Origin of the sequence: Klebsiella sp. 18074, assembly GCF_902705905.1 — a bacterium.
GTDB lineage: Bacteria > Pseudomonadota > Gammaproteobacteria > Enterobacterales > Enterobacteriaceae > Klebsiella > Klebsiella terrigena.
The window spans coordinates 232,485-254,108 of sequence record NZ_CACSIS010000001.1 but is presented as its reverse complement, the minus strand read 5'-3'; the positions used below and the strand labels follow the sequence as shown (position 1 = coordinate 254,108).

20 protein-coding genes and 1 riboswitch are annotated in these 21,624 nt (G+C 55.1%); of the genes, 16 read left to right on the top strand and 4 right to left on the bottom strand.

Features of this window, described 5'->3' with window-relative positions; translation table 11 throughout:
• Positions 1–380: 380 nt before the first annotated feature.
• Positions 381–884 (bottom strand): phenolic acid decarboxylase, encoded by a 504-nt coding sequence (locus GVK32_RS01125; protein WP_123709675.1) that lies wholly within the window; start codon positions 882–884, stop codon positions 381–383.
• A 99-nt stretch (positions 885–983) separates the two neighbouring features.
• On the opposite strand from GVK32_RS01125, the gene GVK32_RS01120 reads away from it, so the two are divergent.
• The 8 genes from GVK32_RS01120 to GVK32_RS01085 all read left to right on the top strand — a co-directional run bounded on the left by GVK32_RS01120 (position 984) and on the right by GVK32_RS01085 (position 8,667).
• Positions 984–1,844 (top strand): LysR family transcriptional regulator, encoded by an 861-nt coding sequence (locus GVK32_RS01120; RefSeq protein ID WP_159864320.1) that lies wholly within the window; start codon positions 984–986, stop codon positions 1,842–1,844.
• A 124-nt stretch (positions 1,845–1,968) separates the two neighbouring features.
• Complete coding sequence (nikA, locus tag GVK32_RS01115; RefSeq protein WP_159864522.1) at positions 1,969–3,543, top strand: nickel ABC transporter substrate-binding protein; 1,575 nt, start codon at positions 1,969–1,971, stop codon at positions 3,541–3,543.
• Positions 3,543–4,487, top strand: a complete 945-nt coding sequence (gene nikB / locus GVK32_RS01110) for a nickel ABC transporter permease subunit NikB (RefSeq protein WP_159864317.1) — start codon at positions 3,543–3,545, stop codon at positions 4,485–4,487. The genes nikA and nikB overlap by 1 nt, the downstream gene beginning before the upstream one ends.
• Positions 4,484–5,317, top strand: coding sequence for a nickel ABC transporter permease subunit NikC (gene nikC, locus GVK32_RS01105; protein WP_159864314.1), 834 nt, complete (start codon positions 4,484–4,486; stop codon positions 5,315–5,317). Before nikB ends, nikC begins: the two co-directional genes overlap by 4 nt.
• Positions 5,317–6,081 carry a nickel import ATP-binding protein NikD gene (gene nikD, locus GVK32_RS01100; protein ID WP_159864311.1) on the top strand — a complete coding sequence of 255 codons (765 nt, stop codon included), beginning with the start codon at positions 5,317–5,319 and terminating at the stop codon, positions 6,079–6,081. The genes nikC and nikD overlap by 1 nt, the downstream gene beginning before the upstream one ends.
• Positions 6,078–6,869, top strand: coding sequence for a nickel import ATP-binding protein NikE (gene nikE / locus GVK32_RS01095; protein ID WP_159864308.1), 792 nt, complete (start codon positions 6,078–6,080; stop codon positions 6,867–6,869). Before nikD ends, nikE begins: the two co-directional genes overlap by 4 nt.
• Positions 6,857–7,273 (top strand): nickel-responsive transcriptional regulator NikR, encoded by a 417-nt coding sequence (gene nikR, locus GVK32_RS01090; protein ID WP_128876965.1) that lies wholly within the window; start codon positions 6,857–6,859, stop codon positions 7,271–7,273. Before nikE ends, nikR begins: the two co-directional genes overlap by 13 nt.
• A gap of 129 nt (positions 7,274–7,402) precedes the next feature.
• Positions 7,403–7,586: riboswitch (M-box (ykoK) riboswitch) on the top strand.
• A 67-nt stretch (positions 7,587–7,653) separates the two neighbouring features.
• Positions 7,654–8,667: a magnesium transporter gene (locus tag GVK32_RS01085; protein ID WP_159864305.1), complete on the top strand. Its 1,014-nt coding sequence runs from the start codon at positions 7,654–7,656 to the stop codon at positions 8,665–8,667.
• Here the strand turns inward: GVK32_RS01085 and GVK32_RS01080 are convergent.
• A complete protein-coding gene (locus GVK32_RS01080) occupies positions 8,633–8,965 on the bottom strand; it encodes a LysR family transcriptional regulator (protein ID WP_159864302.1) in 333 nt (110 codons plus the stop codon). The two genes, GVK32_RS01085 and GVK32_RS01080, sit on opposite strands and share 35 nt — an antisense overlap.
• A 333-nt stretch (positions 8,966–9,298) precedes the next feature.
• Here GVK32_RS01080 and GVK32_RS01075 point away from each other — a divergent pair, with 333 nt between their 5' ends.
• The 5 genes from GVK32_RS01075 to GVK32_RS01055 all read left to right on the top strand — a co-directional run bounded on the left by GVK32_RS01075 (position 9,299) and on the right by GVK32_RS01055 (position 15,622).
• Positions 9,299–10,252: a hydroxyacid dehydrogenase gene (locus GVK32_RS01075; protein WP_004106636.1), complete on the top strand. Its 954-nt coding sequence runs from the start codon at positions 9,299–9,301 to the stop codon at positions 10,250–10,252.
• 10 nt (positions 10,253–10,262) lie between these two features.
• Positions 10,263–10,961 carry an RraA family protein gene (locus tag GVK32_RS01070; protein ID WP_159864299.1) on the top strand — a complete coding sequence of 233 codons (699 nt, stop codon included), beginning with the start codon at positions 10,263–10,265 and terminating at the stop codon, positions 10,959–10,961.
• A 66-nt stretch (positions 10,962–11,027) separates the two neighbouring features.
• Entirely contained in the window at positions 11,028–12,422 is a 1,395-nt protein-coding gene (locus GVK32_RS01065; RefSeq protein WP_159864296.1) for a DASS family sodium-coupled anion symporter, read from the top strand.
• Positions 12,423–12,434: 12 nt separating this feature from the next.
• Positions 12,435–13,598 (top strand): metallo-dependent hydrolase, encoded by a 1,164-nt coding sequence (locus GVK32_RS01060; RefSeq protein WP_159864293.1) that lies wholly within the window; start codon positions 12,435–12,437, stop codon positions 13,596–13,598.
• Positions 13,599–13,738: 140 nt separating this feature from the next.
• A complete protein-coding gene (locus tag GVK32_RS01055; RefSeq protein WP_159864290.1) occupies positions 13,739–15,622 on the top strand; it encodes a sigma 54-interacting transcriptional regulator in 1,884 nt (627 codons plus the stop codon).
• Between the two features lie 34 nt (positions 15,623–15,656).
• Here GVK32_RS01055 and GVK32_RS01050 read toward each other — a convergent pair whose 3' ends face one another.
• Positions 15,657–16,853 (bottom strand): NAD(P)/FAD-dependent oxidoreductase, encoded by a 1,197-nt coding sequence (locus GVK32_RS01050; protein ID WP_159864287.1) that lies wholly within the window; start codon positions 16,851–16,853, stop codon positions 15,657–15,659.
• A gap of 230 nt (positions 16,854–17,083) precedes the next feature.
• On the opposite strand from GVK32_RS01050, the gene pitA reads away from it, so the two are divergent.
• Positions 17,084–18,580, top strand: a complete 1,497-nt coding sequence (gene pitA / locus GVK32_RS01045; protein ID WP_076946205.1) for an inorganic phosphate transporter PitA — start codon at positions 17,084–17,086, stop codon at positions 18,578–18,580.
• A 54-nt stretch (positions 18,581–18,634) separates the two neighbouring features.
• Here pitA and uspB read toward each other — a convergent pair whose 3' ends face one another.
• On the bottom strand, positions 18,635–18,970 hold the full coding sequence (uspB, locus tag GVK32_RS01040) for a universal stress protein UspB (RefSeq protein ID WP_159864284.1): 336 nt from the start codon (positions 18,968–18,970) through the stop codon (positions 18,635–18,637).
• Positions 18,971–19,347: 377 nt separating this feature from the next.
• Here uspB and uspA point away from each other — a divergent pair, with 377 nt between their 5' ends.
• Both uspA and dtpB read left to right on the top strand, forming a co-directional pair.
• Positions 19,348–19,785, top strand: coding sequence for a universal stress protein UspA (gene uspA, locus GVK32_RS01035; RefSeq protein WP_041143102.1), 438 nt, complete (start codon positions 19,348–19,350; stop codon positions 19,783–19,785).
• A gap of 330 nt (positions 19,786–20,115) precedes the next feature.
• Complete coding sequence (gene dtpB, locus GVK32_RS01030) at positions 20,116–21,588, top strand: dipeptide/tripeptide permease DtpB (protein WP_159864281.1); 1,473 nt, start codon at positions 20,116–20,118, stop codon at positions 21,586–21,588.
• Positions 21,589–21,624: the final 36 nt, after the last annotated feature.

The following is a 21,624-nucleotide window of genomic DNA, read 5'->3' as shown; positions in this document are numbered from 1 at the left end:
GTATATGGCCCGAACAAACTCAGGCCGGTATAAAAAAATATCCTGCGCCAGCGGACTTAAACAAAATGAAAATGAAATTCTTTCAATGCTACATTTTCATTGCAGGGTATTTGACGTTATTTAATTTAGACGGAGTTGCTTAGGATAATATTAAGAAATTAATATAGTTGGCGATCAGAAATTCAAACAGTTGTTTTATAAGTAAGTTTATTAACTATGATGGCTGTTTTAAGGGCGGAATTCGGCTCCTGACTTAGGGCAAGCCAGGAGCATGGGGGGGTAAAGTAAACAAACATTAAACCGTTAAAAAATAAATATAACTTTACTCGACGCTGCTAAAGATAAAATCTAATGTAGATCACAAAATTATTTCCGGAATATTACAAGTTTGCAGGAAAATCAGCCGGTAATTGATTAGCGGGACAATTAATAACAGCGTCATTATCGGCGCCGCAGTCGCGAACGAAGGTAATTGTCGCAAACTCATCAATCACTTCCGTCGGATAGGCCGGGCCGGCAGCGCGGTAAGACTCCATCAGCGGAATATGCTCATTCTGGAAGCAGACGGTTTTTTGCGGATCGTTGATAACCCAGCGCGGAAAGAAGATGGTGCCGTGAAACAGCCGATCGCCGAGATTAACGATCAGGCTGACGTCGGTCCCGGTTGGTTCGGTCCACGAGATTTTATAGATGCTGGCGCCCACCCGTACGATAAAGGCCTGCTGATCTTTCACCCACCGGTTGCCGACGATCCCGCTATGAATACGATAGTCCAGGGTGTGGCCATTTTTGACGTAAATTTCGTAATTCCATCCGTTATCGTAGGTATAAACCAGATGTTTGCCGATAAAACCGCTCAAATCGTGTTTGTCGAAAGCGTTCATTGTGCTTGCTCCTCTGTTGTTAGAGCCCAGCGTACTGCTTTAAAAAATGAATGAATAACGCTATGTTTGGATTGAATCCATCCATTTTTTAGATGAGTTATGCACAAGACAACGCTCGAACAATGGGCTCTGCTGGAGAAGGTTATCGCCCTGGGCAGCTTTGCCAGGGCCGCGGAGGAGACCCATCGTAGCCAGTCGTCGGTCAGCTACAACCTCGCCCTGCTGCAGGAGAGGCTGGGGGTGACGCTGCTGACGCCATCCGGGCGCCGGGCGGTATTAACGCCGGCGGGCGAGCTGCTGCTCGCCCAGGTTAAGCCGCTGCTGCAGGCCTTTTACTACGTTGAAAATCACGCAGCTGCGCTGCGCAACGGTGCCCGCAGCAGGCTCGATCTGGTGGTCGACAGCATTTTTCCTCGCCAGCGGCTGTTTGCTATTCTGCGCCAGTTCCAGCAGCGCTACCCGCAAACCCAGGTCAGGCTGACGGAGGTGCTGGAAAACGTCGGCGACGAGAGCGCGGCGCACGGCGAGGCTGACGTGATGGTACTCACCCGCCGCCAGGATATTACCGGCCGCGGCGAGTGGCTGATGAACATCGATTTTATCGCAGTGGCCCACCGGGACCATCCGCTGGCTGCCCTCGACGGGCCGCTGGACGATAGCGCCCTCGCCCGCTGGCCGCTGGTGCAAATCGCCGATCGCCACAACGAACGCCAGCCGGGCCGCGACGCGTGGACCTTCTCCACCATTGATGCCGCGATTGACGCCGTGCTGTATCAGGTCGGTTTCGGCTGGCTGCCCGAAGAGCGCATTCGCCAACGGCTCGCGCAGGGGGAGCTGAAGCCGCTGCCGCTGAGCCACGGCGCCCGCCGCGCGACACCGCTGCACCTGATCGTTAAGCGCGACGTCGCCCCCATTGATGAACAGCTCGCCGCGCTGCTGGATCTCTTCAGGCGCCCCTGACGACACCGCGTCTATATGATTTTCTTATACTATTGGGCCATTGATTGATCTGAGTTACTCCTAAAGTATGATGAATTATTAAAATCATCATACTTTTCTACTCACTGAGATTAACGCCTTGTCGATCCTCTGCACCCTCTTCCGCCCCCTTCTGACGGCGGTTTGCCTCTGTCTGCCTCTGCTAACCGGCGCCGCCGAGCGTGAACTGGTCACCGCCTGGCCGGTAAACGTCGGCCCCCTGAATCCCCACCTCTATACGCCCAACCAGATGTTCGCCCAAAGCATGGTCTACGAGCCGCTGGTCAAATATCAGCAGGATGGCTCCGTCAAGCCGTGGCTGGCGAGCCGCTGGACCCACTCCGCGGACGGCAAGGTCTGGCTGTTTACCCTGCGCAGTGACGTGCAGTTCTCTAACGGCGAGCCGTTTAACGCCCAGGCGGCGGTAGCCAATTTTCAGGCGGTGCTGGCGAACAGGCAGCGCCACGCCTGGCTCGAGCTGACCAATCAGATTAGCGATGTCAGGGCGCTGAGCGATACCCAGCTGCAAATCACCCTGAAAAGCGCCTACTACCCTTTTCTGCAGGAGCTGGCGCTGCCGCGTCCGTTCCGCTTTCTCGCCCCGTCACAGTTTGTTGACGGCGGCACCGTTCACGGGATTAAGGCCCCCATCGGTACCGGGCCGTGGGTGCTGAAAACCACGAAGCTCAACCAGTTTGACGTGCTGGTGCGTAACCCACGCTATTGGGGCGAAAAACCGGCGATTGATCAGGTGACCGTGAAGGTGATCCCGGACCCGATGACCCGCGCCGTCGCCTTTGAAACCGGCGATATCGATCTGCTCTACGGCAACGAGGGCCTGCTGCCGCTGGATACCTTCGCGCGTTTCAGCCACAATCCGGCCTGGCGCACCCAGCTTTCTCAGCCCGTTGAAACGGTAATGCTGGCGCTTAACTCTGCCAAAGCGCCCACTAATGAGCTGGCGGTGCGGGAAGCGCTCAACTATGCGGTCAACAAAAAGTCGCTGATCGACAACGCGCTGTACGGCACCCAGCAGGTCGCCGATACGCTGTTCGCCCCTTCGGTCCCCTATGCCAATATCGGCCTGACCCCGCGCCGCTACGATCCGCAGCAGGCTAACGCCCTGCTGGATAAAGCCGGCTGGCTGAAGCCCGCGGGCGAGCAGATCCGCCGGAAAAATGGCCAGCCGCTGCGCATCGAGATGTCGTTTATCGGCACCGACGCCCTGAGCAAATCCATGGCCGAAATTATGCAGGCCGATATGCGCCAGGTTGGCGTCGATGTCGTGCTGAACGGCGAAGAAGAGAGCAGCATTTATGCCCGCCAGCGCGACGGGCGCTTCGGCATGATTTTTAACCGCACCTGGGGCGCGCCGTACGATCCGCACGCCTTTATGAGCTCAATGCGCGTCCCCTCTCACGCCGACTTTCAGGCCCAGCAGGGGTTAGCTGATAAGGCGCTTATCGACCAGCAGATTGGCAAGGTGCTGACGACCACCGACGAAACCCAGCGCCAGGCGCTGTATCGCGACATCCTGACCCGCCTGCACAACGATGCGGTCTATCTGCCCATCAGCTACGTCTCGATGATGGTGGTGGCAAAACCCGAGCTCGGTACGATCCCCTACGCTGCCATCGCCGCTGAGATTCCGTTCGAACAGATCCGGCCGGAGCAGCCCTGATGCGGCGCTACGTACTGCGGCGCATCCTGCTGCTGATGCCGATGATTTTCGCCGCCTCGGTCATTATCTTTCTCATGCTGCGTCTCGGCACCGGCGACCCGGTGCTGGACTATCTGCGCTTATCAAATCTTCCGCCGACGCCGGAGATGGTGGCCTCCACGCGCGCGATGCTTGGGCTGGACCAGCCGCTCGTCGCCCAGTACGCCAGCTGGCTATGGAAGGCGCTGCATCTCGATTTTGGCCTCTCCTTCGCCACCCAGCGTCCGGTGCTCGACGACGTGATGCACTTCCTGCCCGCCACGCTGCAGCTGGCAGGCGCGGCGCTGGTCATTATCCTGCTGACCTCCGTGCCGCTGGGGATTTGGGCCGCCCGCCATCGCGACCGCCCGGCGGATTTCATCGTGCGGGCGATCGCCTTTCTCGGCGTCTCGATGCCCAACTTCTGGCTCGCCTTCCTGCTGGTGATGCTTTTTTCGGTCTATTTGCAGTGGCTGCCGGCGCTGGGCTACGGCGGCTGGCGGCACCTGATTCTGCCCGCGGCGTCGATAGCCCTGATGTCGCTGGCCATTAACGCCCGCCTGCTGCGCGCCAGCATGCTGGAGGTTGCCGGCCAGCGCCACGTCACCTGGGCGCGGCTGCGCGGGCTGAGCGACAGGCAAACCGAACGCCGCCATATTCTACGCAACGCCTCACTGCCCGTGGTGACCGCTATCGGGATGCATATTGCCGAGCTGATTGGCGGCACGATGATTATCGAAAACATCTTTGCCTGGCCGGGCATCGGGCGCTACGCGGTGTCGGCCATCTTTAACCGCGACTATCCGGTTATCCAGTGCTTCACGCTGGTGATGGTGGTGGTGTTTGCGCTCTGCAACCTGACGGTTGACCTGCTCAACGCCGCCCTGGACCCGCGTATTCGCCGCCATGAAGGAGCGCGCCTGTGAACCTTTTTCTATCTGCCCGCTGGCCGGTTCGCCTGGCGCTGATCGCCATTATCCTGCTGGTGCTGATCGCCCTCACCGCCCAGTGGTGGCTGCCCTACGACCCGCAGGCCGTTGATTTACCGTCACGCCTGCTCTCGCCGGACGCCCGGCACTGGCTGGGTACCGACCACCTGGGACGCGATATTTTTTCCCGCCTGCTGGCCGCCACGCGGGTTTCTCTCGGCGCGGTGCTGGCCTGCCTGCTGCTGGTGCTAACGCTGGGGCTGGTCATCGGCGGCTGCGCCGGGCTGATGGGCGGCCGGGTCGATCAGCTCACCATGCGGGTTGCCGATATGTTTATGACCTTCCCGACCTCTATCCTGTCGTTTTTCATGGTGGGCGTACTGGGTACCGGGCTGACTAACGTGATTATCGCCATCGCCCTTTCGCACTGGGCATGGTACGCGCGGATGGTGCGCAGCCTGACGATTTCGCTACGCCAGCGCGAGTTTGTGCTCGCCTCCCGGCTTTGCGGGGCGGGGCATATCCGCGTCTTTGTCGATCATCTGGCGGGCGCGGTGGTGCCGTCGCTGCTGGTGCTCGCCACCCTCGATATCGGTCATATGATGCTGCACGTTGCCGGAATGTCGTTCCTTGGCCTCGGCGTCAGCGCGCCAACCGCGGAGTGGGGAGTGATGATTAACGACGCGCGCCAGTATATCTGGACCCAGCCGCTGCAGATGCTGTGGCCGGGCCTGGCGCTGTTTATCAGCGTGATGGCCTTTAACCTGGTGGGCGACGCGCTGCGCGATCGTCTCGATCCTCACCTGATCGCGGAGCATAGCCACTGATGCCACAGAAGATCGAACTCGAGCAGTTCACCCTCCACGCCGAGCGGCCGCTGGTCCACGATCTGTCGCTGACGCTGCGGCGCGGTCGAGTGCTGGCGCTGCTCGGCAGCAGCGGCTGCGGAAAATCGCTGACCTGCGCCGCGGCTCTTGAGGTTCTGCCGCCCGGCGTCAGGCAGAGCGCCGGGCGCATCCTGCTCGACGGGATACCGGTCCACGGCAGGCAGCTGCGCGGCGCCACCGTCGCCACCATCATGCAGAATCCTCGCAGCGCCTTTAACCCGCTGCACACCATGGCGGCTCACGCCCGGGAAACCTGCCGCGCCGTCGGCCGGCCGCCGGATGAGGCCGTATTTATCGCCGCCCTGCAGGCGGTGGGGCTGGAGAACCCCGTCCAGCTGCTCAGGCGCTACCCTTTCGAGATGAGCGGCGGCATGCTGCAGCGCATGATGATTGCCCTGGCCGTGCTGAGCGAGGCGCCGTTTATCTTTGCCGATGAGCCCACCACCGACCTCGATGCCGTCGCCCAGGCGCGCATTCTTGACCTGCTGGAGGAGATCGTCACCAGCCGCGGCCAGGGCCTGCTGCTGATCACCCACGATATGGGCGTGGTGGCACGGCTGGCGCACGAGGTCGCGGTGATGGACGAGGGTCGTATCGTCGAGCGCTGCGACGTGGCAACCCTGTTCAGCGCCCCGCGGCATCCGGTCAGCCGACGGCTGCTGGCGGCGCACCTGGCGCTGTATGGAATGGAGAGCAGAGCGTGAATTTACTTAACGTCGCTGGCGTCAGCCACGATTACCCGCATCACCCGGCGGTGCTGCAGCAGATCAACCTCAGCATTGCGCCAGGGGAGACGGTGGCCCTGCTCGGGCGCAGCGGCTGTGGCAAAAGCACCCTTGCGCGGATGCTGGTGGGGCTGGAATCGCCGGATTGCGGCGTCATCGCCTGGCGCGATACTCCGCTCACGGCCCTGAAGGACGAGGCTCTGCGCACCTTTCGCCGCGATATCCAGCTGGTTTTTCAGGACCCGCTGAGCGCGGTGAATCCGCGTAAAACGGTGCTGGAGATTATCAGCGAACCGCTGCGCCACCTGTTCCTCTACTCCCGCGATGAGCGCACGGCGCAGGTGAAGGCGATGCTGCAGGCGGTCGATCTTTGCGCTGACCTGCTCCACAAGCGCCCACTGCAGCTCAGCGGCGGCCAGCTCCAGCGCGTATGCCTGGCCCGGGCGCTGGTGGTGCGGCCGCAGTTGCTGATCCTTGATGAGGCGGTGTCGAATCTGGATCTTGTGCTGCAGGCGGAGATCGTTGCCCTCCTCAAGCGTCTGCAGGCTCAGTTTTCTACCGCCTGCCTGTTTATCACCCACGACCTGCGGCTGGTCGAACGTTTTTGCCAGCGGGTGATGGTGATGGAGAGCGGGCAAATTGTTGAAACGACGGAGATAAGCTCACCGCTGCGTCTTCAGTCCACCGCGGGTCGGGCGCTACAGCGCGCGGTACTTCCCGCTTTTCCAGCCTCCCTGACCAAAGAGAAACAGCCATGCAGCGCGTAACCCTGACCCTTGATGATGAGCTTCTCGCCACCCTTGATGCACTCAGCGAGCAGCGGGGCTATAACAACCGCTCGGAAGCGGTGCGCGATATTTTGCGCAATACCCTGATGCATGAACACGCGCAAAAGAGCGAACAGCGCGGCTACGCGGTGCTCTCCTACGTGTACGAGCACGAGAAGCGCGAGCTGGCGAGCCGACTGATTGCCACCCAGCACCATCACCACGATCTCTCCGTCGCCACGCTGCATGTGCACATCAGCCACGATGACTGCCTGGAGATTGCGGTACTGAAAGGGGAAATGGGCGAAGTGCAGCACTTCGCCGATGAGGTGATTGCCCAGCGCGGCGTGCGCCACGGGCATTTGCACTGCCTGACCGCGGAAGAGGAGCATGCCCACCCCTAGTCTCGCGCTCCGGCGGGAATGCAACGGCGGATCGGTAAACAAAACCGCCGCCGTTTATCAACAGTTGATAAACCTGTTGAATTATAAGCCTGGTTAACTATCTTTTTTGGTGAATAATGGCGCCTCATTTAACGATCTCGTTATGGCGAGGCTCCTGCACAAATATAAGTTACCGCCCTGCTGGTATCGAGAGAGACCACTCAGGGAAATACAGGCATCCATCGAATCAAGGTGTTGCCAAGGTAACTTCTGACGGCACTTACGCCGAACAGATACGTTGTACAGTGCTAAAACCAGGACGTAGGGATCTGCCCGCAATCTGCCTGTGGTCATCCTGTCTTGTTCGCCCCTATGAGTGATTTTTTATAGGGAATTACACCATGTCATCCATCCAACACTGCGCCACCCATCCGGCTAACGCCGCCTTCGACGGCGATGCCATCGCCCAGTACATGCGTACCGATTTCATTACCCTGCCGGAACATCTCAGCGTTCATGAGGCGCGAGAACTGTTCGTTTCTCAGTTGGCCAGCGATGAGATCCCCGGCCAGGTTTTTGTCGTCGCCGGAAAAAAGCTGCGCGGCAGTTTATCGATTAAAAAGCTGCTGCAGGAGAGCGATACCGCGCAATCCATTCGTTATTTAATGGATAGCTGTCTGTTTCGCGTCAGGCCCGACGATCCGCGCCCGCAGGTGGTCGCCGAACTCGGCGAGCGCGGGCTCGATCTGGTGCCGGTGGTCGAAAAGGGCGAACTGGTGGGCTGCCTGATGGAAAAAGAGATCGCTCATCTGCTGGAAGATGACGTGACCGAGGATGCTCAGCGCCAGGGGGCGACGCTGCCACTGGAAAAGCCCTATCTGGAAACCAGCCCGTGGGCGCTGTGGAAAAAACGTTCGGTATGGCTGCTGCTGCTCTTTGTCGCCGAAGCCTACACCAGCAGCGTGTTACAGCATTTTGAAGAGGCGCTGGAATCGGCTATCGCGCTGGCCTTTTTCATACCACTGCTGATTGGTACCGGCGGCAACAGCGGCACGCAGATCACCTCCACGCTGGTGCGCTCCATGGCGCTAGGCGAAGTGCGGCTGCGCGATATGGGGCGGGTCATCCGCAAAGAGCTCTCGACGTCGCTGCTGATCGCCCTCACGCTCGGGCTGGCGGGATGCCTGCGCGCCTGGATGATGGGCATCGGGATGGAAATCACCCTGATCGTCAGCCTGACGCTGGTGTGTATTACCCTGTGGAGCGCGCTGGTGTCGTCGGTGATCCCGATGGTGCTCAAGCGCGTCGGTATCGACCCGGCGGTGGTCTCCGCACCGTTTATCGCCACGCTGATTGACGGTACCGGGCTGATCATCTACTTCAAAATCGCCCAGTACTTTCTTGGCCTGAATTGATTATTGCGCCCGGCGGGCACGTCTTGCCGGGCTGTTTTATTCCCGCGCGAATATCAGCAATCGCATTAAGCAGTCTCAGTAATTCCGGAGCAAGTCGATAAAAAGCGTGCCCTTTCTCTGTTAAAATAACTTTTCTTATATTCCTGCCACGCGTAATCAGGTTAAAGCCCAGTTCATTTTCAAGCGCACATACGCTGGTTGTTATTAGCGAAGGGGCAATACTCAGCCGCTGCGATGCAAAGTGAATACTCCCCTCCCGAACCATAAGCATGAATATCTCCACCTGTGATCTATTCATTGCCGAAATTTCTCCTGATTAAACCTTTGGCTTATGTTTTAAGTTGTCCAGTGCGCCATGTCAATCGGTACAAACGGCCCCTCCGCCCATACAAATACAATAAAGTGTGAAGCTGACCGCCCGCGCATTTAATTATGCATTTCAGCCATTTCATTATTAAACACCCAGTCTCGCGGCGGCGTCCGCGGATGTGAACGACATCACTAAAAGCCAGTGAACCAAAAAACAAAATAGTTATATTTATCAAATAATTAAATAAAAAACACTTGCTGAATTAATTTATGGCACACGCCATGCAATTACCTCCACGTAATCAACACTGGAGATAGTTAAATGACGTACAAAATTTTACTCCCACAGGAAATCATGGCTGAAGGGAGAGAATATCTGGAAAGCCGCGGTTATCAACTGATTAACGGGTCAGGGATGGAGGAAGAAGATATCATTCGCGACATCGGGGACTGCGACGGTATTATCGTACGCCTTTCAAAAATGTCCGATCGCGTATTTGAGGCGGCTAAAAAGCTGAAAGTCGTTGCACGACACGGTGCCGGCTACGATACGGTCGATCTGGAGTCAGCTAAACGTCACGGCGTAGTAGTATTAAATGCGCCAATTGCTAACAGCATGTCCGTTGCCGAACTGGCCATATTTTATATGCTGCACTGTTCGCGTAATTTCAAGCTGGTACAGGAAAAGATGCTTGAAGATTATTACTGGGCAAAACTGCGCACGCCAAAAGTGGAGCTGGATGGTAAAACGCTAGGCCTGATTGGCGTGGGAAATATCGGTTCACGCGTGGCAATCAAAGCGCTGCATGGCTTTAATATGAAAGTTATCGCCTACGATCCGTATAAAACCCAGCAGCAGATCCCCGAAGGCGTAGAGCTCACCGACGATTTTGACCGTATTTTCAAAGAGAGCGACTTCGTTTCTCTGCACTGCCCGACGACCGCGGAGACCACCGATTTTGTCGGTGAGAAACAGTTTTCCATGATGAAGCCCACCGCCTACTTCATTAATACCGCACGCGGAAAGCTGGTTGATGAAAAAGCGCTGTATCACGCCTTGAGCACCCACGCTATCGCCGGAGCGGGCGTGGACGTCTTAAAGAAAGAGCCGTTTGATGCCAACGATCCGATTTTCTCGCTAAGCAATATCGTGATTGCCCCGCACATTGGCGCCGCCACTATCGAAGCGACCGACAGAGCCTCGCTCCATTCCGCTATTGGCATTGATGAAGTCTTATCCGGTAAGAAACCATCCTGGCCGGTGCCGGGTTTTTAAGGAGAAAAACATGACTATTGGTAATCGTATTTTTTTAAAACGTCCGGCCTGCAGCGTCGATCTTCTGAAAGAATTTGAACAGCTCCCGGCAGCGAATATTGCTGACACCATGAATCGTATTGCCGTACTGGGTAACGGGATTAAACGTATTTCTTCGCCGAAAAAATCGATTATGGCAGGCTTCGCCATCACCGTAAAAGTTCGTGCGGGCGATAACCTGATGCTGCACGCCGCGCTGGATATGGCGGGTGAGAACGATGTGATTGTGGTCTCCAACGAAGGCGACCGTTCGCGAGCGCTGATGGGCGAGATCATGGTGGCCTATGCCCACTGCATGAAGAAAGTCGCCGGTATCGTGCTGGACGGGCCAATCCGTGACATTGATGCGCTGTCGGTTCTCGATTTTCCACTGTTCGCCACCGGCTCCAACCCCGCAGGCCCGTTTAAACAAGGTCCGGGCGAGGTGAACACGCCGATCGCCGTTGGCGGCGTCGCGGTTTGTCCGGGCGATCTGATCGTCGGCGATGCGGATGGCGTAATTGTTATCCCCCTCGGCGACGCAGAAGCCGTACTGAATAAAGCCAAAGATTATGCAAAATTCGATGCAAGCAAAGTAGAGGCCGCGAAAAACGGCACCGCGAATCGCCTTTGGGTCAAAAAATCACTGGATGAGACAGGCGTTGAGTTTATCGACGACATGTATCGTTAATTTGATTAAATAATATCAGGCTGCGGCGCCCTGACGGGCCGTGGCTTTAAAGCAAAGGTAATAAAAATGCTTTATTTAAAACTCTTGCCCATTATCTTTTTTCCCGTTTTATTTTGGATAATACCGCACCCGGAAGGCGTCGCCGCACCGACCTGGCATATAGTTGGCATCTATCTGGCGATGCTGTGCGGACTGGTTTTACGTCCGTTTACCGATGCGGTCATTATGCTGATTATTCTCGGGTTTGCCTCTCTGGTTCTCGACCCTGCTCCTCTGTTTGCAGGTTTTGGTAGCCCTATGGTCTGGTTTATCATCAGCGCCTTTATTATTTGCAAAGCGTTTGTCATTACCGGTCTGGGTAAACGTATCGCCTATCTGCTGTTAAAACGCTACGGTAAAAATACCCTCACCCTGGGTTATCTGATGATGGTGACGGATACCGTACTGGCCCCGGCAACGGGTTCAAATATGTCCCGTTCGGGAGGCATCACCTATCCCATCTTCAGGAACATCGCCGAAGCGCTGGGCTCGAAGCCCGACGACGGTAGCCGGAAAATCGGCGCCTATCTGACCATCCTGATGTACGTCGTCTCAATGGGAACCTCCAGCCTGTTTCTGACGGGAATGGCGACCAACTCAATTACCGTCTCGCTGGCCAACGAGATCATGAAAGTGAATCTCGAATGGATGACCTGGTTTAAAGCCGCCATTGTGCCCTCCGGACTGGTGCTGCTGCTCGCGCCGTGGATACTGTATAAAATCTACGCCCCGGAACTCAAAGTTATTGATAACGTCAACGAAATTGCTGAAAAAGGCCTGCGTGAACTGGGTCCGGTAAAGCGCGAAGAGAAGCTGTTGATCGTATTCTTTATTCTGGGCGTACTCGGCTGGATGACGGGCTCCATTACCGGCATCGCCTTTATTCCCGTCGGCCTGGCTTTCCTCGCCTGCCTGCTGCTTTTCGGCGTCCTGAGCTGGAACGACGTGGTGAGCGAAAAATCGGCCTGGCAGACCTTCGTCTGGTACGGCGCGTTTTATGGGTGCGCGGTTGCTCTATCAAAAGGCGGGTTCTATGTCTTCCTGGTCGACGTCATCAAAAACTATCTCGACCTGTCGCACCTGAATGAAATCAGCGCGATTGCCGTCCTGGTCTTTATCAGCCTTGCTGTCCGCTATTTCTTTGTCTCTAATAGCGCGTTCGTCGTCTCATTCTACCCGGTACTTTTTACCCTGGGAATGACGACTCAGGCGCATCCTATGTACGTGGCGCTTTCTCTGGCCTTCTCCGCAGGCTATGGCGCATTGCTGACGCACTATGGCAACGGCGCTGGCGTATTTACGTTCTCCAGCGGCTACGTCCCGCAAAAAACATTCTGGATGCTGGGCACCATCATGGTGGTGGTCAACGTATTAATCTTCTTCCTGATCGGTATTCCCTACTGGAAGTTTATCGGCATTTAACAGGAGCATAAAATGAAACTGGATATTCTGATTAAAAACGGTCTGGTCGCCGATCTTGATAGCCGCGATTATATTAATCGTAATATTGGCATCATCGGCGATCGTATCGTTGACTTAAATGCCGTTGATGATTTGCAGGCCGAAACGGTTATTGATGCCGCAGGTTGTGTCGTGCTGCCTGGCTTAATCGACTTCCATGGCCATGTTTTTCATGGCGGGACCGCCATCAGCGTTAACCCTGATATCGTATGCTTGCCTAATGGGGTCACCAGTATGGTCGATGCCGGCAGCAGCGGCTGGGTAAATTATCAGCTTTTTCGCAATAGCGTGATTCATCCTGCCATGGTGAAAATCAAAAGCTATCTGAACGTGGTCAACGTCGGACTTTCTACCCTCGGAGGCGGGCCGACCGGTTATCTGGAAAATACCAACCCGGCAAATTACAACGAGGAGAAGATAGAGCAAACGCTGAATGGCAACAGAGACAATATTCTCGGCCTGAAACTACGCTACAGCCAGGATATCGCTAAAGGGAAACAGTACGCCAGCGACCCCCTTCTCTCTACCGTCTCCCTGGCGCGTAAACTGGACACCACTATTTGCGTTCACGTCACGGACTCTCTTCTCTGCGCCGATGAACTGATCCGCTATTTTAATGCCGATGATATTTACGCGCACTGTTTCCACGGCACCGGCCACTCGATTCTCAATGAACAGGGCGAGGTCTATGCGGCGATAAAAGAGGCGCAGTCCCGGGGCGTTATCTTCGACTGTTCAAACGGAGTGGCCCACTTTGATTTTCACGTTGCCAGAACCGCCATGGCGCAGGGATTCTATCCGGATATCATTAGTACCGATCTCACCTTGAGAAATAGCTTACGGACGGATAAGGTCTACAGTCTGCTCCACGTCATGTCGAAATATCTTAACATGGGAATGTCCTTCTTCGATATTGTTCGCGCGGTAACCGCTACGCCGGCCCGCCTGATGAAGATGCAGGGACAAATTGGTACCCTGGCGCCCGGCGCTTTTGCTGATATTTCGATTGTTAAACTGCAAAAAGAGAAGATTGTTTTTGAAGATACTCAGGGTGTTAAAATTGAAGGCGACCGTTACATTGATAACTGCGCTACCCTGTGTAATGGTCAAATTGTCTACCGCCGCCTGCGCTTCTAATCGCTAATTATTAAGCCTTACATCTACATCGGTGTAAGGCTTTTATTCTGAATCACGTATAATATGACTTCCCTCATTGATTCTCCTCGCGCTCATCATATACTAAGGCTTGCCTACCCTGCTGTCTGCGAGAATAATGCATGAATAATAATGAAATTGTTATCTTTTCAGTTTCCAGGACAATAACCCAACGAATTATGAATGTCCTTATTGAAAGGAAGCTCGACATCCCCGTGTATGAATTTCGTTATTCAGAAGTTCTCGATAAAGCCCATGAGATGATTCAATCCGGCACTAAGATAATTATTAGCCGGGGCGGTACCGCTGCACTCCTGCGTAGCAATATTACTATCCCCGTCATTGAAATAGCCCATGATTTTCATGGCGTTTATCGCATATTACAAGAAGCGAATAGCAAATCGCAAAAAATCGCCGCCGTTGGTTTCCCTCAGTTTTGCAGCGCCTTACGCCATTACCAGAACATGACCAACGAAGATTTTAAAATTTGTCAGGTTTATAATCATCACGATATTGAAAATGTTATAAAAAATCTTTCGGAGAATAATTACCATACCGTAATCGGCGGACTGACCGTTGCTGAAATGGCTCAAAAATATCACCTCAATGCTATTATGGGTGATACCGATAACATTTCCATTGAGCAGGCGATCAATGAAGCTCACAGTTTATTGAAATACATTAATCGAGAAAACAGCAAACTAATCATGAGTCACTCAGCATTGAATCAGGCGCGTGAAGGTATTATGTGCATCGATCAGCTTGGTGAAATTATCAATATCAACGCTACCGGCGTGGCACTATTCCAATGTCAAGCTGGAGATAAAATATTAAAAAAAGAAGCTTTTAAAGAGATCTACGCCAGTATTATTAATGAATTAGACATCAAAGAGCAGGCTATAGACATCAACGGCGTAACGATTCATATTTCCGTGCGCCACTTTTCTAACCGAAAAATATCTTATGCCGTTATTACGGGGTTAAGCCAGGAGAACACGCTTTGGCAAAACAGCGTCAACAAAAAAAGTAAGCTTCGCGGTTTTTCCACAACCTGGTCTTTCGAGGATATTATTGGCCAGTCACCGGCCATCCTCGATGTTATAAAAAAAGCCAAACTGTGCGCCCGCCACGAACTGCCTATTCATATTTTAGGTGATACCGGCACGGGCAAAGAACTTTTCGCCCAAAGTATTCACCACTATAGCGCCAGAAGCCATAGTCCTTTTATCGCGATTAACTGCGCGGCCATCCCCGAGAGCCTTCTGGAAAGTGAACTCTTTGGCTATGCCGACGGCGCATTTACCAGCGCGCGGAAGGGCGGCAAACCTGGGGTGTTTGAAATGGCGATGAACGGTACGATGTTTATCGATGAAATCAGCGAAGCGCCGCTATCGGTACAGGTTAAGCTGCTGCGCGTGTTGCAGGAAAAGCAGTTCTCTCGTCTCGGCGGCGATACGCTTATTACCGCCGATTTTCGCCTAATCACCGCCAGCAATAAGGATCTGCGCCAGCTCGTCACCAACGGTGAATTCCGGCAGGATCTGTACTATAGAATCAATATCCTTGAGTTGACTCTACCGGCCTTACGCCAACGACCGGGCGATATTATGCTGTTAATTCAGCACTTGCTTCATCAGCAGGGTAAGCAAATCACCTTTACCCCCGACGCGGTGGATTTTTTACATAGCTATCGCTGGCCCGGCAATATTCGCGAACTCCAGGCGGTGATCTACCGACTCATTGTGCTGCTCGATATAGACAGGGTGAACAAGGAGATTTTACTACAGGTCAGTCAAATTACACCGGATGACCACCAGCAGCTCGCTCACTCCCCGGCTGTGGGCGTCTCATCCGATGAAACCGATCTATTAAAGAAACAAGAGAAACAACTGATTACCAGCGTAATAGAAAAAACCGACGGAGACAGAACCAGAGCATCGGTTATGCTGGGCATTAGCCCCACCACCCTGTGGCGCAAATTAAAGCAGCATAATATCAGCGGATAAGTCGAAGCCTGCTCCGCTGATACAGAGCAGGCGGTTATTTCTGTTCCGCTAAAGCCTGCGCGCAGGCCCAGGCGGAGGCCCACGCCCACTGGAAGTTATAGCCGCCGAGCCAGCCGGTGACGTCCATCACTTCGCCGATAAAATAGAGCCCGGGCACTTTCCGTGCTTCCATCGTGCGGGAGGAGAGTTCGTTGGTATCCACGCCGCCGAGGGTCACCTCCGCCGTCCGATAGCCCTCGGTGCCGTTGGGCTGCACGCGCCAGGCGGTCAGCGTCTCCACCAGCGCCTCCTGCTCGCGGAGGTTGAGCTGCTTCAGCGTGACGTCCGGGATCTGCCCCAGCTGCTGCAGGCACTCGACCAGACGCTTCGGCAGCTGCATGGCGAGGGTATTTTTCAGGCTTTGATTCGGATGCTCTGCCCGCTGCTGGTTGAGGAAGTCGTCGAGGCGGCAGTCCGGCAGCAGGTTGATGCTGACGAATTCTCCCGCCTGCCAGTAGCTGGAAATTTGCAGCACCGCCGGGCCGGAGAGCCCGCGATGGGTAAACAGCAGATTCTCGCGGAAAACCGTGCCGTCCTCGGCGGTAATGGTCGACGGCACCGACACGCCGGAGAGCACCTGCAGCTGCTCGAGCAGCGGTTTATGCAGGGTAAAAGGCACCAGCCCGGCGCGGGTCGGCAGCACCGTCAGGCCAAACTGTTCGGCCAGCTTATAGCCGAACGGCGACGCACCAAGGCCCGGCATCGACAGGCCGCCGGAGGCAACCACCAGCCTGTTCGCCGCCACCGTTTCGCCGTTAAGCTGCAGGGTGAAGCCCGCGTCGTCGCGCTCGACGCTCAGGATCTCCGTGCGCAGGCGGAGCTGCACGCCGCCCTTTTCACATTCGGCCAGCAGCAGGTTGACCACCTGTTCGGCAGAGTCGTCGCAGAACAGCTGGCCGAGCGTCTTCTCATGCCAGGCGATGCCGTGTTTACCCACCAGCTCGATAAAATCCCACTGGGTGTAGCGCGCCAGCGCCGACTTGCAAAAATGCGGGTTCTGGCTGAGATAGGCCGCCGGCTCGATATACATATTGGTAAAATTGCAGCGCCCGCCGCCGGACATCAGGATTTTACGGCCCGGCTTTTTACCATTATCCAGCAGCAGCACGCGCAGCCCCGCCTGGCCCGCCTGTGCTGCACAAAACATTCCCGCCGCTCCGGCGCCGATTACAATGGCATCAAACCTTTCCACACTGCTTTCCTCATGTCCCGATTGTCGGGAATTGTAAATATTTCACGCTGGTCGCACCAGCGCGAAAAATTAAGTATTTATTTACATCATTGAAATATATAGGATTACTCCCAAGCGCGCTGTACCTGAAGAGCAGGGAAATCAAAAAAAGTCTATATTTCACTTTGCCCGCGCCGCTAAAGTCACTGATAATGCGCCGCGTTCATGTCCTCAAAATGGCGTAACGTCCTATGCTACATTTATTTGCCGGTCTGGATTTACATACTGGGCTATTACTATTGCTTGCTTTAGCTTTCGTGCTGTTTTACGAAGCGATTAACGGTTTTCATGATACCGCAAACGCTGTTGCAACTGTGATCTACACACGCGCAATGCGGTCGCAGCTTGCTGTGGCGATGGCGGCTCTCTTCAACTTTTTCGGCGTTCTGTTAGGTGGTCTTAGCGTAGCTTATGCCATTGTGCATATGTTGCCGACCGACCTGCTGCTTAACATGGGTTCTGCACATGGCCTCGCTATGGTGTTCTCCATGCTGCTGGCGGCCATTATCTGGAACCTCGGAACCTGGTACTTTGGTCTTCCGGCCTCCAGTTCGCACACGCTGATCGGCGCCATCATCGGGATTGGTTTAACCAATGCATTGATGACCGGCACCTCGGTGGTTGACGCGCTGAATATCCCGAAAGTCATCGGTATTTTCGCCTCGCTGATCGTCTCGCCTATCGTGGGCCTGGTGGTGGCTGGCGGCCTGATTTTCATTCTGCGCCGCTACTGGAGCAATACCAAGAAACGCGCCCGTATCCACCTGACGCCTGCTGAACGTGAAAAGAAAGACGGGAAGAAGAAACCGCCGTTCTGGACACGCATTGCGCTGATTCTGTCAGCAATAGGCGTGTCATTCTCGCACGGCGCGAACGACGGTCAGAAGGGCATTGGCCTGGTAATGCTGGTGCTTATCGGCGTAGCGCCGGCAGGTTTCGTGGTTAACATGAACGCCTCCGGCTACGAAATCACCCGTACCCGCGATGCGGTCAACAACGTGGAAACCTTCTTCGAACAGCGTCCTGAGCTGCTGAAGAAAGCGACCGGCGTTGACCAGCTGATTCCGTCACCGGAAGCCGGCGCGGTCGCCGCGGGCGAGTTCCACTGCCATCCGGCGAATACCGTCAACGCGCTTAGCCGCGTGAAAACGATGCTCACCGGAATCGAAAGCTACGACGCGCTTACTCTCGATCAGCGCAGCCAGATGCGCCGCATTATGCTGTGTATTTCCGACACCACCGACAAAGTCGCGAAGCTGCCGGAAGTGAATGGCGATGATAAGCGTCTGCTGAAGAAGCTTAAAACCGATATGCTGAGCACCATCGAGTACGCGCCAATCTGGATCATTATGGCGGTTGCTCTGGCGTTAGGTATCGGCACCATGATCGGCTGGCGCCGCGTGGCGACCACTATCGGCGAGAAGATCGGTAAGAAAGGCATGACCTACGCGCAGGGTATGTCGGCCCAGATGACCGCAGCCGTATCGATTGGTCTGGCGAGCTACACCGGGATGCCGGTTTCCACCACCCACGTGCTCTCCTCCTCGGTTGCAGGGACGATGCTCGTTGACGGCGGCGGACTGCAGAGAAAAACCGTCACCAGTATTCTGATGGCGTGGGTTCTCACCCTCCCGGCGGCGATTCTGCTGTCAGGCGGGCTGTACTGGATAGCGCTGAAGCTTATCTAAGAAGCTGAAAGCGACAAAAAAGCGGGTCAGGAAACTGACCCGTTTTTTTTTGCGCTAGTGCCAGATAAGCAGCGCAACCATACTCACCACCACGAGGCCACATAGCGCACTGGTCAAAATAAACTGCCGCCGCACCCGTTCACAGCGGCGAATAAACTCGTCGTCATGATGATCGCGGTAGCGCTGGGCGTAGATATACCAGACCAGCCTCATCTGTTTACCCGGCTGGCCGTGAGAGGTAAAAAAACCTCCGCCATCAACATATTGATACAGCAAGGGATCGCAACCACGTAGCACTACCAATAACGCACGCAATGATGAGAAGTAGCGTGCCATATTCACCACACAAACGATACACAGGGCCCAAAACAGCGCAATCGTGCTGATCATACTTCCTCCCCGGCGACCCGCCCTCGGAGACGTCTCCGGGGCTAGCGCTCCCCAATACCCGACCCATACAATAGAAGAGTGCGATACCAATCACGTTTATTTATTCGATCGGCTCATTAAATAGTGTAGGAGATCAGTTAATTTTTTTACCACAAGGTTAATCGTTATCAATACATAAGACGGATATATTTGTTTAACTATTTGGTGAACCAGGCGCATTGACGGCGCGCGAGGGGCGCTATAAGGTAGAAATATCTTCTACAATTAAGTCCTTAACGGACTGAACCCCCGCGAATTAGCACGCAGGACGCGGGCGAAGCGGCAGCGCTAGCTGTCTGGTCCAACGGTCATCGACAACTTATGGAAGGAGTAACACTATGGCTTACAAACATATTCTTATTGCAGTAGACCTCTCCCCGGAAAGCAAAGTGCTGGTAGAGAAAGCAGTTTCTATGGCACGTCCCTACAATGCCAAGGTTTCCCTGATCCACGTCGATGTGAATTACTCCGACCTCTACACCGGTCTTATCGACGTCAATCTGGGCGACATGCAGAAACGCATTTCTGAAGAGACTCACCACGCGCTGAGCGAACTCTCCGGCAACGCGGGCTATCCGATTACGGAAACCCTGAGCGGCAGCGGCGATCTCGGCCAGGTGCTGGTTGATGCCATTAAAAAATACGATATGGACCTGGTCGTCTGCGGCCACCATCAGGACTTCTGGAGCAAGCTGATGTCCTCCGCACGCCAGCTGATCAACACCGTACATGTCGATATGCTGATTGTCCCGCTGCGCGACGAAGAAGACGAATAACGCTTTCGCCTTTCCCAGTATCAGCCTGTCTGCGCCCGCTTATGCGGGCGTTTCTTTACCCGTCCGCGCCGCCATCTCCCGCCCGCTATTATCCCGACTATCCTGACTATCCCGAACGAACCGTTATCGCCCGTCGAGAGACACAAACAGGATATCAATCCGCATATTTAATACCAGTTAGTGTGATCAACCAATTATAAGAAAAAATATCCATATAATAAGCTAATCATTAAGCCAATGGCCGCAGTATAGCGCGCCATCATACTTTTTCAGCACGATCTGGCATACGCGTTCATACTTTTTTGGGATAGCACTAAAAGGCGAAGGAATATGAAAACAACTGCACCTACGGGCCTGCTGCAGCAACCGCGGCCGTTCTTCATGATCTTTTTTGTAGAGTTATGGGAGCGATTTGGCTATTACGGCGTCCAGGGCATCCTGGCGGTTTTCTTTGTTAAACAGCTCGGCTTCTCTCAGGAACAGGCGTTTATTACCTTCGGCGCATTTGCGGCGCTGGTCTACGGCCTGATCTCCATCGGCGGCTACGTCGGCGACCACCTGCTGGGCACCAAACGAACGCTGGTGCTGGGGGCAATTGTGCTGGCGCTCGGTTATTTCATGACCGGGCTATCGCTCCTGAAACCCGATCTCATTTTTATCGCTCTGGGCACTATCGCCGTCGGGAACGGACTGTTTAAGGCCAACCCCGCCAGCCTGCTGTCAAAGTGCTATCCCCAGGAGGACGCCCGCCTCGACGGGGCGTTCACCCTGTTTTACATGTCGATTAACATCGGCTCCCTGCTGTCGCTATCGCTGGCGCCAGTGATTGCCGAGAAGTTCGGCTATGCCGTCACCTACAACTTGTGCGGAGCGGGGCTGATTATCGCTCTGCTGGTCTACTTCGCCTGCCGTGGGATGGTCAAAGATATCGGATCGGAGCCTGACCATCGGCCGCTGGTGCTGCGCAACCTGCTGTACGTGCTGGTCGGCACGGTAGCGATGATTTTCCTCTGCGCCTGGCTCATGCATAACGTGAAAATCGCCAACCTGGTACTGATCGTCCTCTCTATCGTGGTGATTATTTTCTTCTTTCGCGAGGCCTTTAAGCTCGATAAAACCGGCCGCAACAAAATGTTTGTCGCCTTTATCCTGATGCTGGAAGCGGTGCTGTTCTACATCCTGTATGCGCAAATGCCCACCTCGCTCAACTTTTTTGCCATCAACAACGTGCACCACCAGATCCTTGGCATCACCATTAATCCGGTCAGCTTCCAGGCGCTGAATCCGTTCTGGGTAGTGGTCGCCAGCCCGGTACTGGCGGCAATCTACACCCGCCTCGGCAACAAAGGTCGGGACCTGACCATGCCGATGAAGTTTACCCTCGGGATGTTTTTATGTTCGCTGGGCTTCCTGACCGCCGCCGCCGCCGGCATCTGGTTTGCCGACGCCCAGGGACTCACCTCGCCGTGGTTTATCGTGCTGGTCTATCTGTTCCAGAGCCTCGGCGAGCTGCTGATTAGCGCGCTCGGCCTGGCGATGGTCGCCGCGCTGGTTCCCCAGCAGCTGATGGGCTTTATCCTCGGGATGTGGTTCCTGACGCAGGCGGCAGCCTTCCTGATGGGGGGATACGTGGCGACCTTCACCGCGGTACCGGAAAATATCACCGACCCGCTGCAGACCCTGCCGATCTACACCGACGTGTTCGGCAAGATTGGCCTGGTGACCCTGGCGGTGGCGATCGTGATGGCAATTCTGGTGCCGTGGCTCAACCGTATGATTAATACCCCTGCCGACGGTAAATAGCGTCGGCTCAGGCCTCGGCCAGCGGCAGCTGGCCGA

Coding starts and splice junctions, on each gene's coding strand:
- pitA (WP_076946205.1), top strand. CDS start 17,084: ATGCTACATTTATTTGCCGGTCTGGATTTACATACTGGGCTATTACTA.
- nikD (WP_159864311.1), top strand. CDS start 5,317: ATGCCACAGAAGATCGAACTCGAGCAGTTCACCCTCCACGCCGAGCGG.
- GVK32_RS01125 (WP_123709675.1), bottom strand. CDS start 884: ATGAACGCTTTCGACAAACACGATTTGAGCGGTTTTATCGGCAAACAT.
- nikR (WP_128876965.1), top strand. CDS start 6,857: ATGCAGCGCGTAACCCTGACCCTTGATGATGAGCTTCTCGCCACCCTT.
- uspB (WP_159864284.1), bottom strand. CDS start 18,970: ATGATCAGCACGATTGCGCTGTTTTGGGCCCTGTGTATCGTTTGTGTG.
- GVK32_RS01120 (WP_159864320.1), top strand. CDS start 984: ATGCACAAGACAACGCTCGAACAATGGGCTCTGCTGGAGAAGGTTATC.
- GVK32_RS01070 (WP_159864299.1), top strand. CDS start 10,263: ATGACTATTGGTAATCGTATTTTTTTAAAACGTCCGGCCTGCAGCGTC.
- GVK32_RS01065 (WP_159864296.1), top strand. CDS start 11,028: ATGCTTTATTTAAAACTCTTGCCCATTATCTTTTTTCCCGTTTTATTT.
- GVK32_RS01075 (WP_004106636.1), top strand. CDS start 9,299: ATGACGTACAAAATTTTACTCCCACAGGAAATCATGGCTGAAGGGAGA.
- uspA (WP_041143102.1), top strand. CDS start 19,348: ATGGCTTACAAACATATTCTTATTGCAGTAGACCTCTCCCCGGAAAGC.
- nikB (WP_159864317.1), top strand. CDS start 3,543: ATGCGGCGCTACGTACTGCGGCGCATCCTGCTGCTGATGCCGATGATT.
- GVK32_RS01055 (WP_159864290.1), top strand. CDS start 13,739: ATGAATAATAATGAAATTGTTATCTTTTCAGTTTCCAGGACAATAACC.
- dtpB (WP_159864281.1), top strand. CDS start 20,116: ATGAAAACAACTGCACCTACGGGCCTGCTGCAGCAACCGCGGCCGTTC.
- GVK32_RS01085 (WP_159864305.1), top strand. CDS start 7,654: ATGTCATCCATCCAACACTGCGCCACCCATCCGGCTAACGCCGCCTTC.
- GVK32_RS01080 (WP_159864302.1), bottom strand. CDS start 8,965: ATGAATAGATCACAGGTGGAGATATTCATGCTTATGGTTCGGGAGGGG.
- GVK32_RS01060 (WP_159864293.1), top strand. CDS start 12,435: ATGAAACTGGATATTCTGATTAAAAACGGTCTGGTCGCCGATCTTGAT.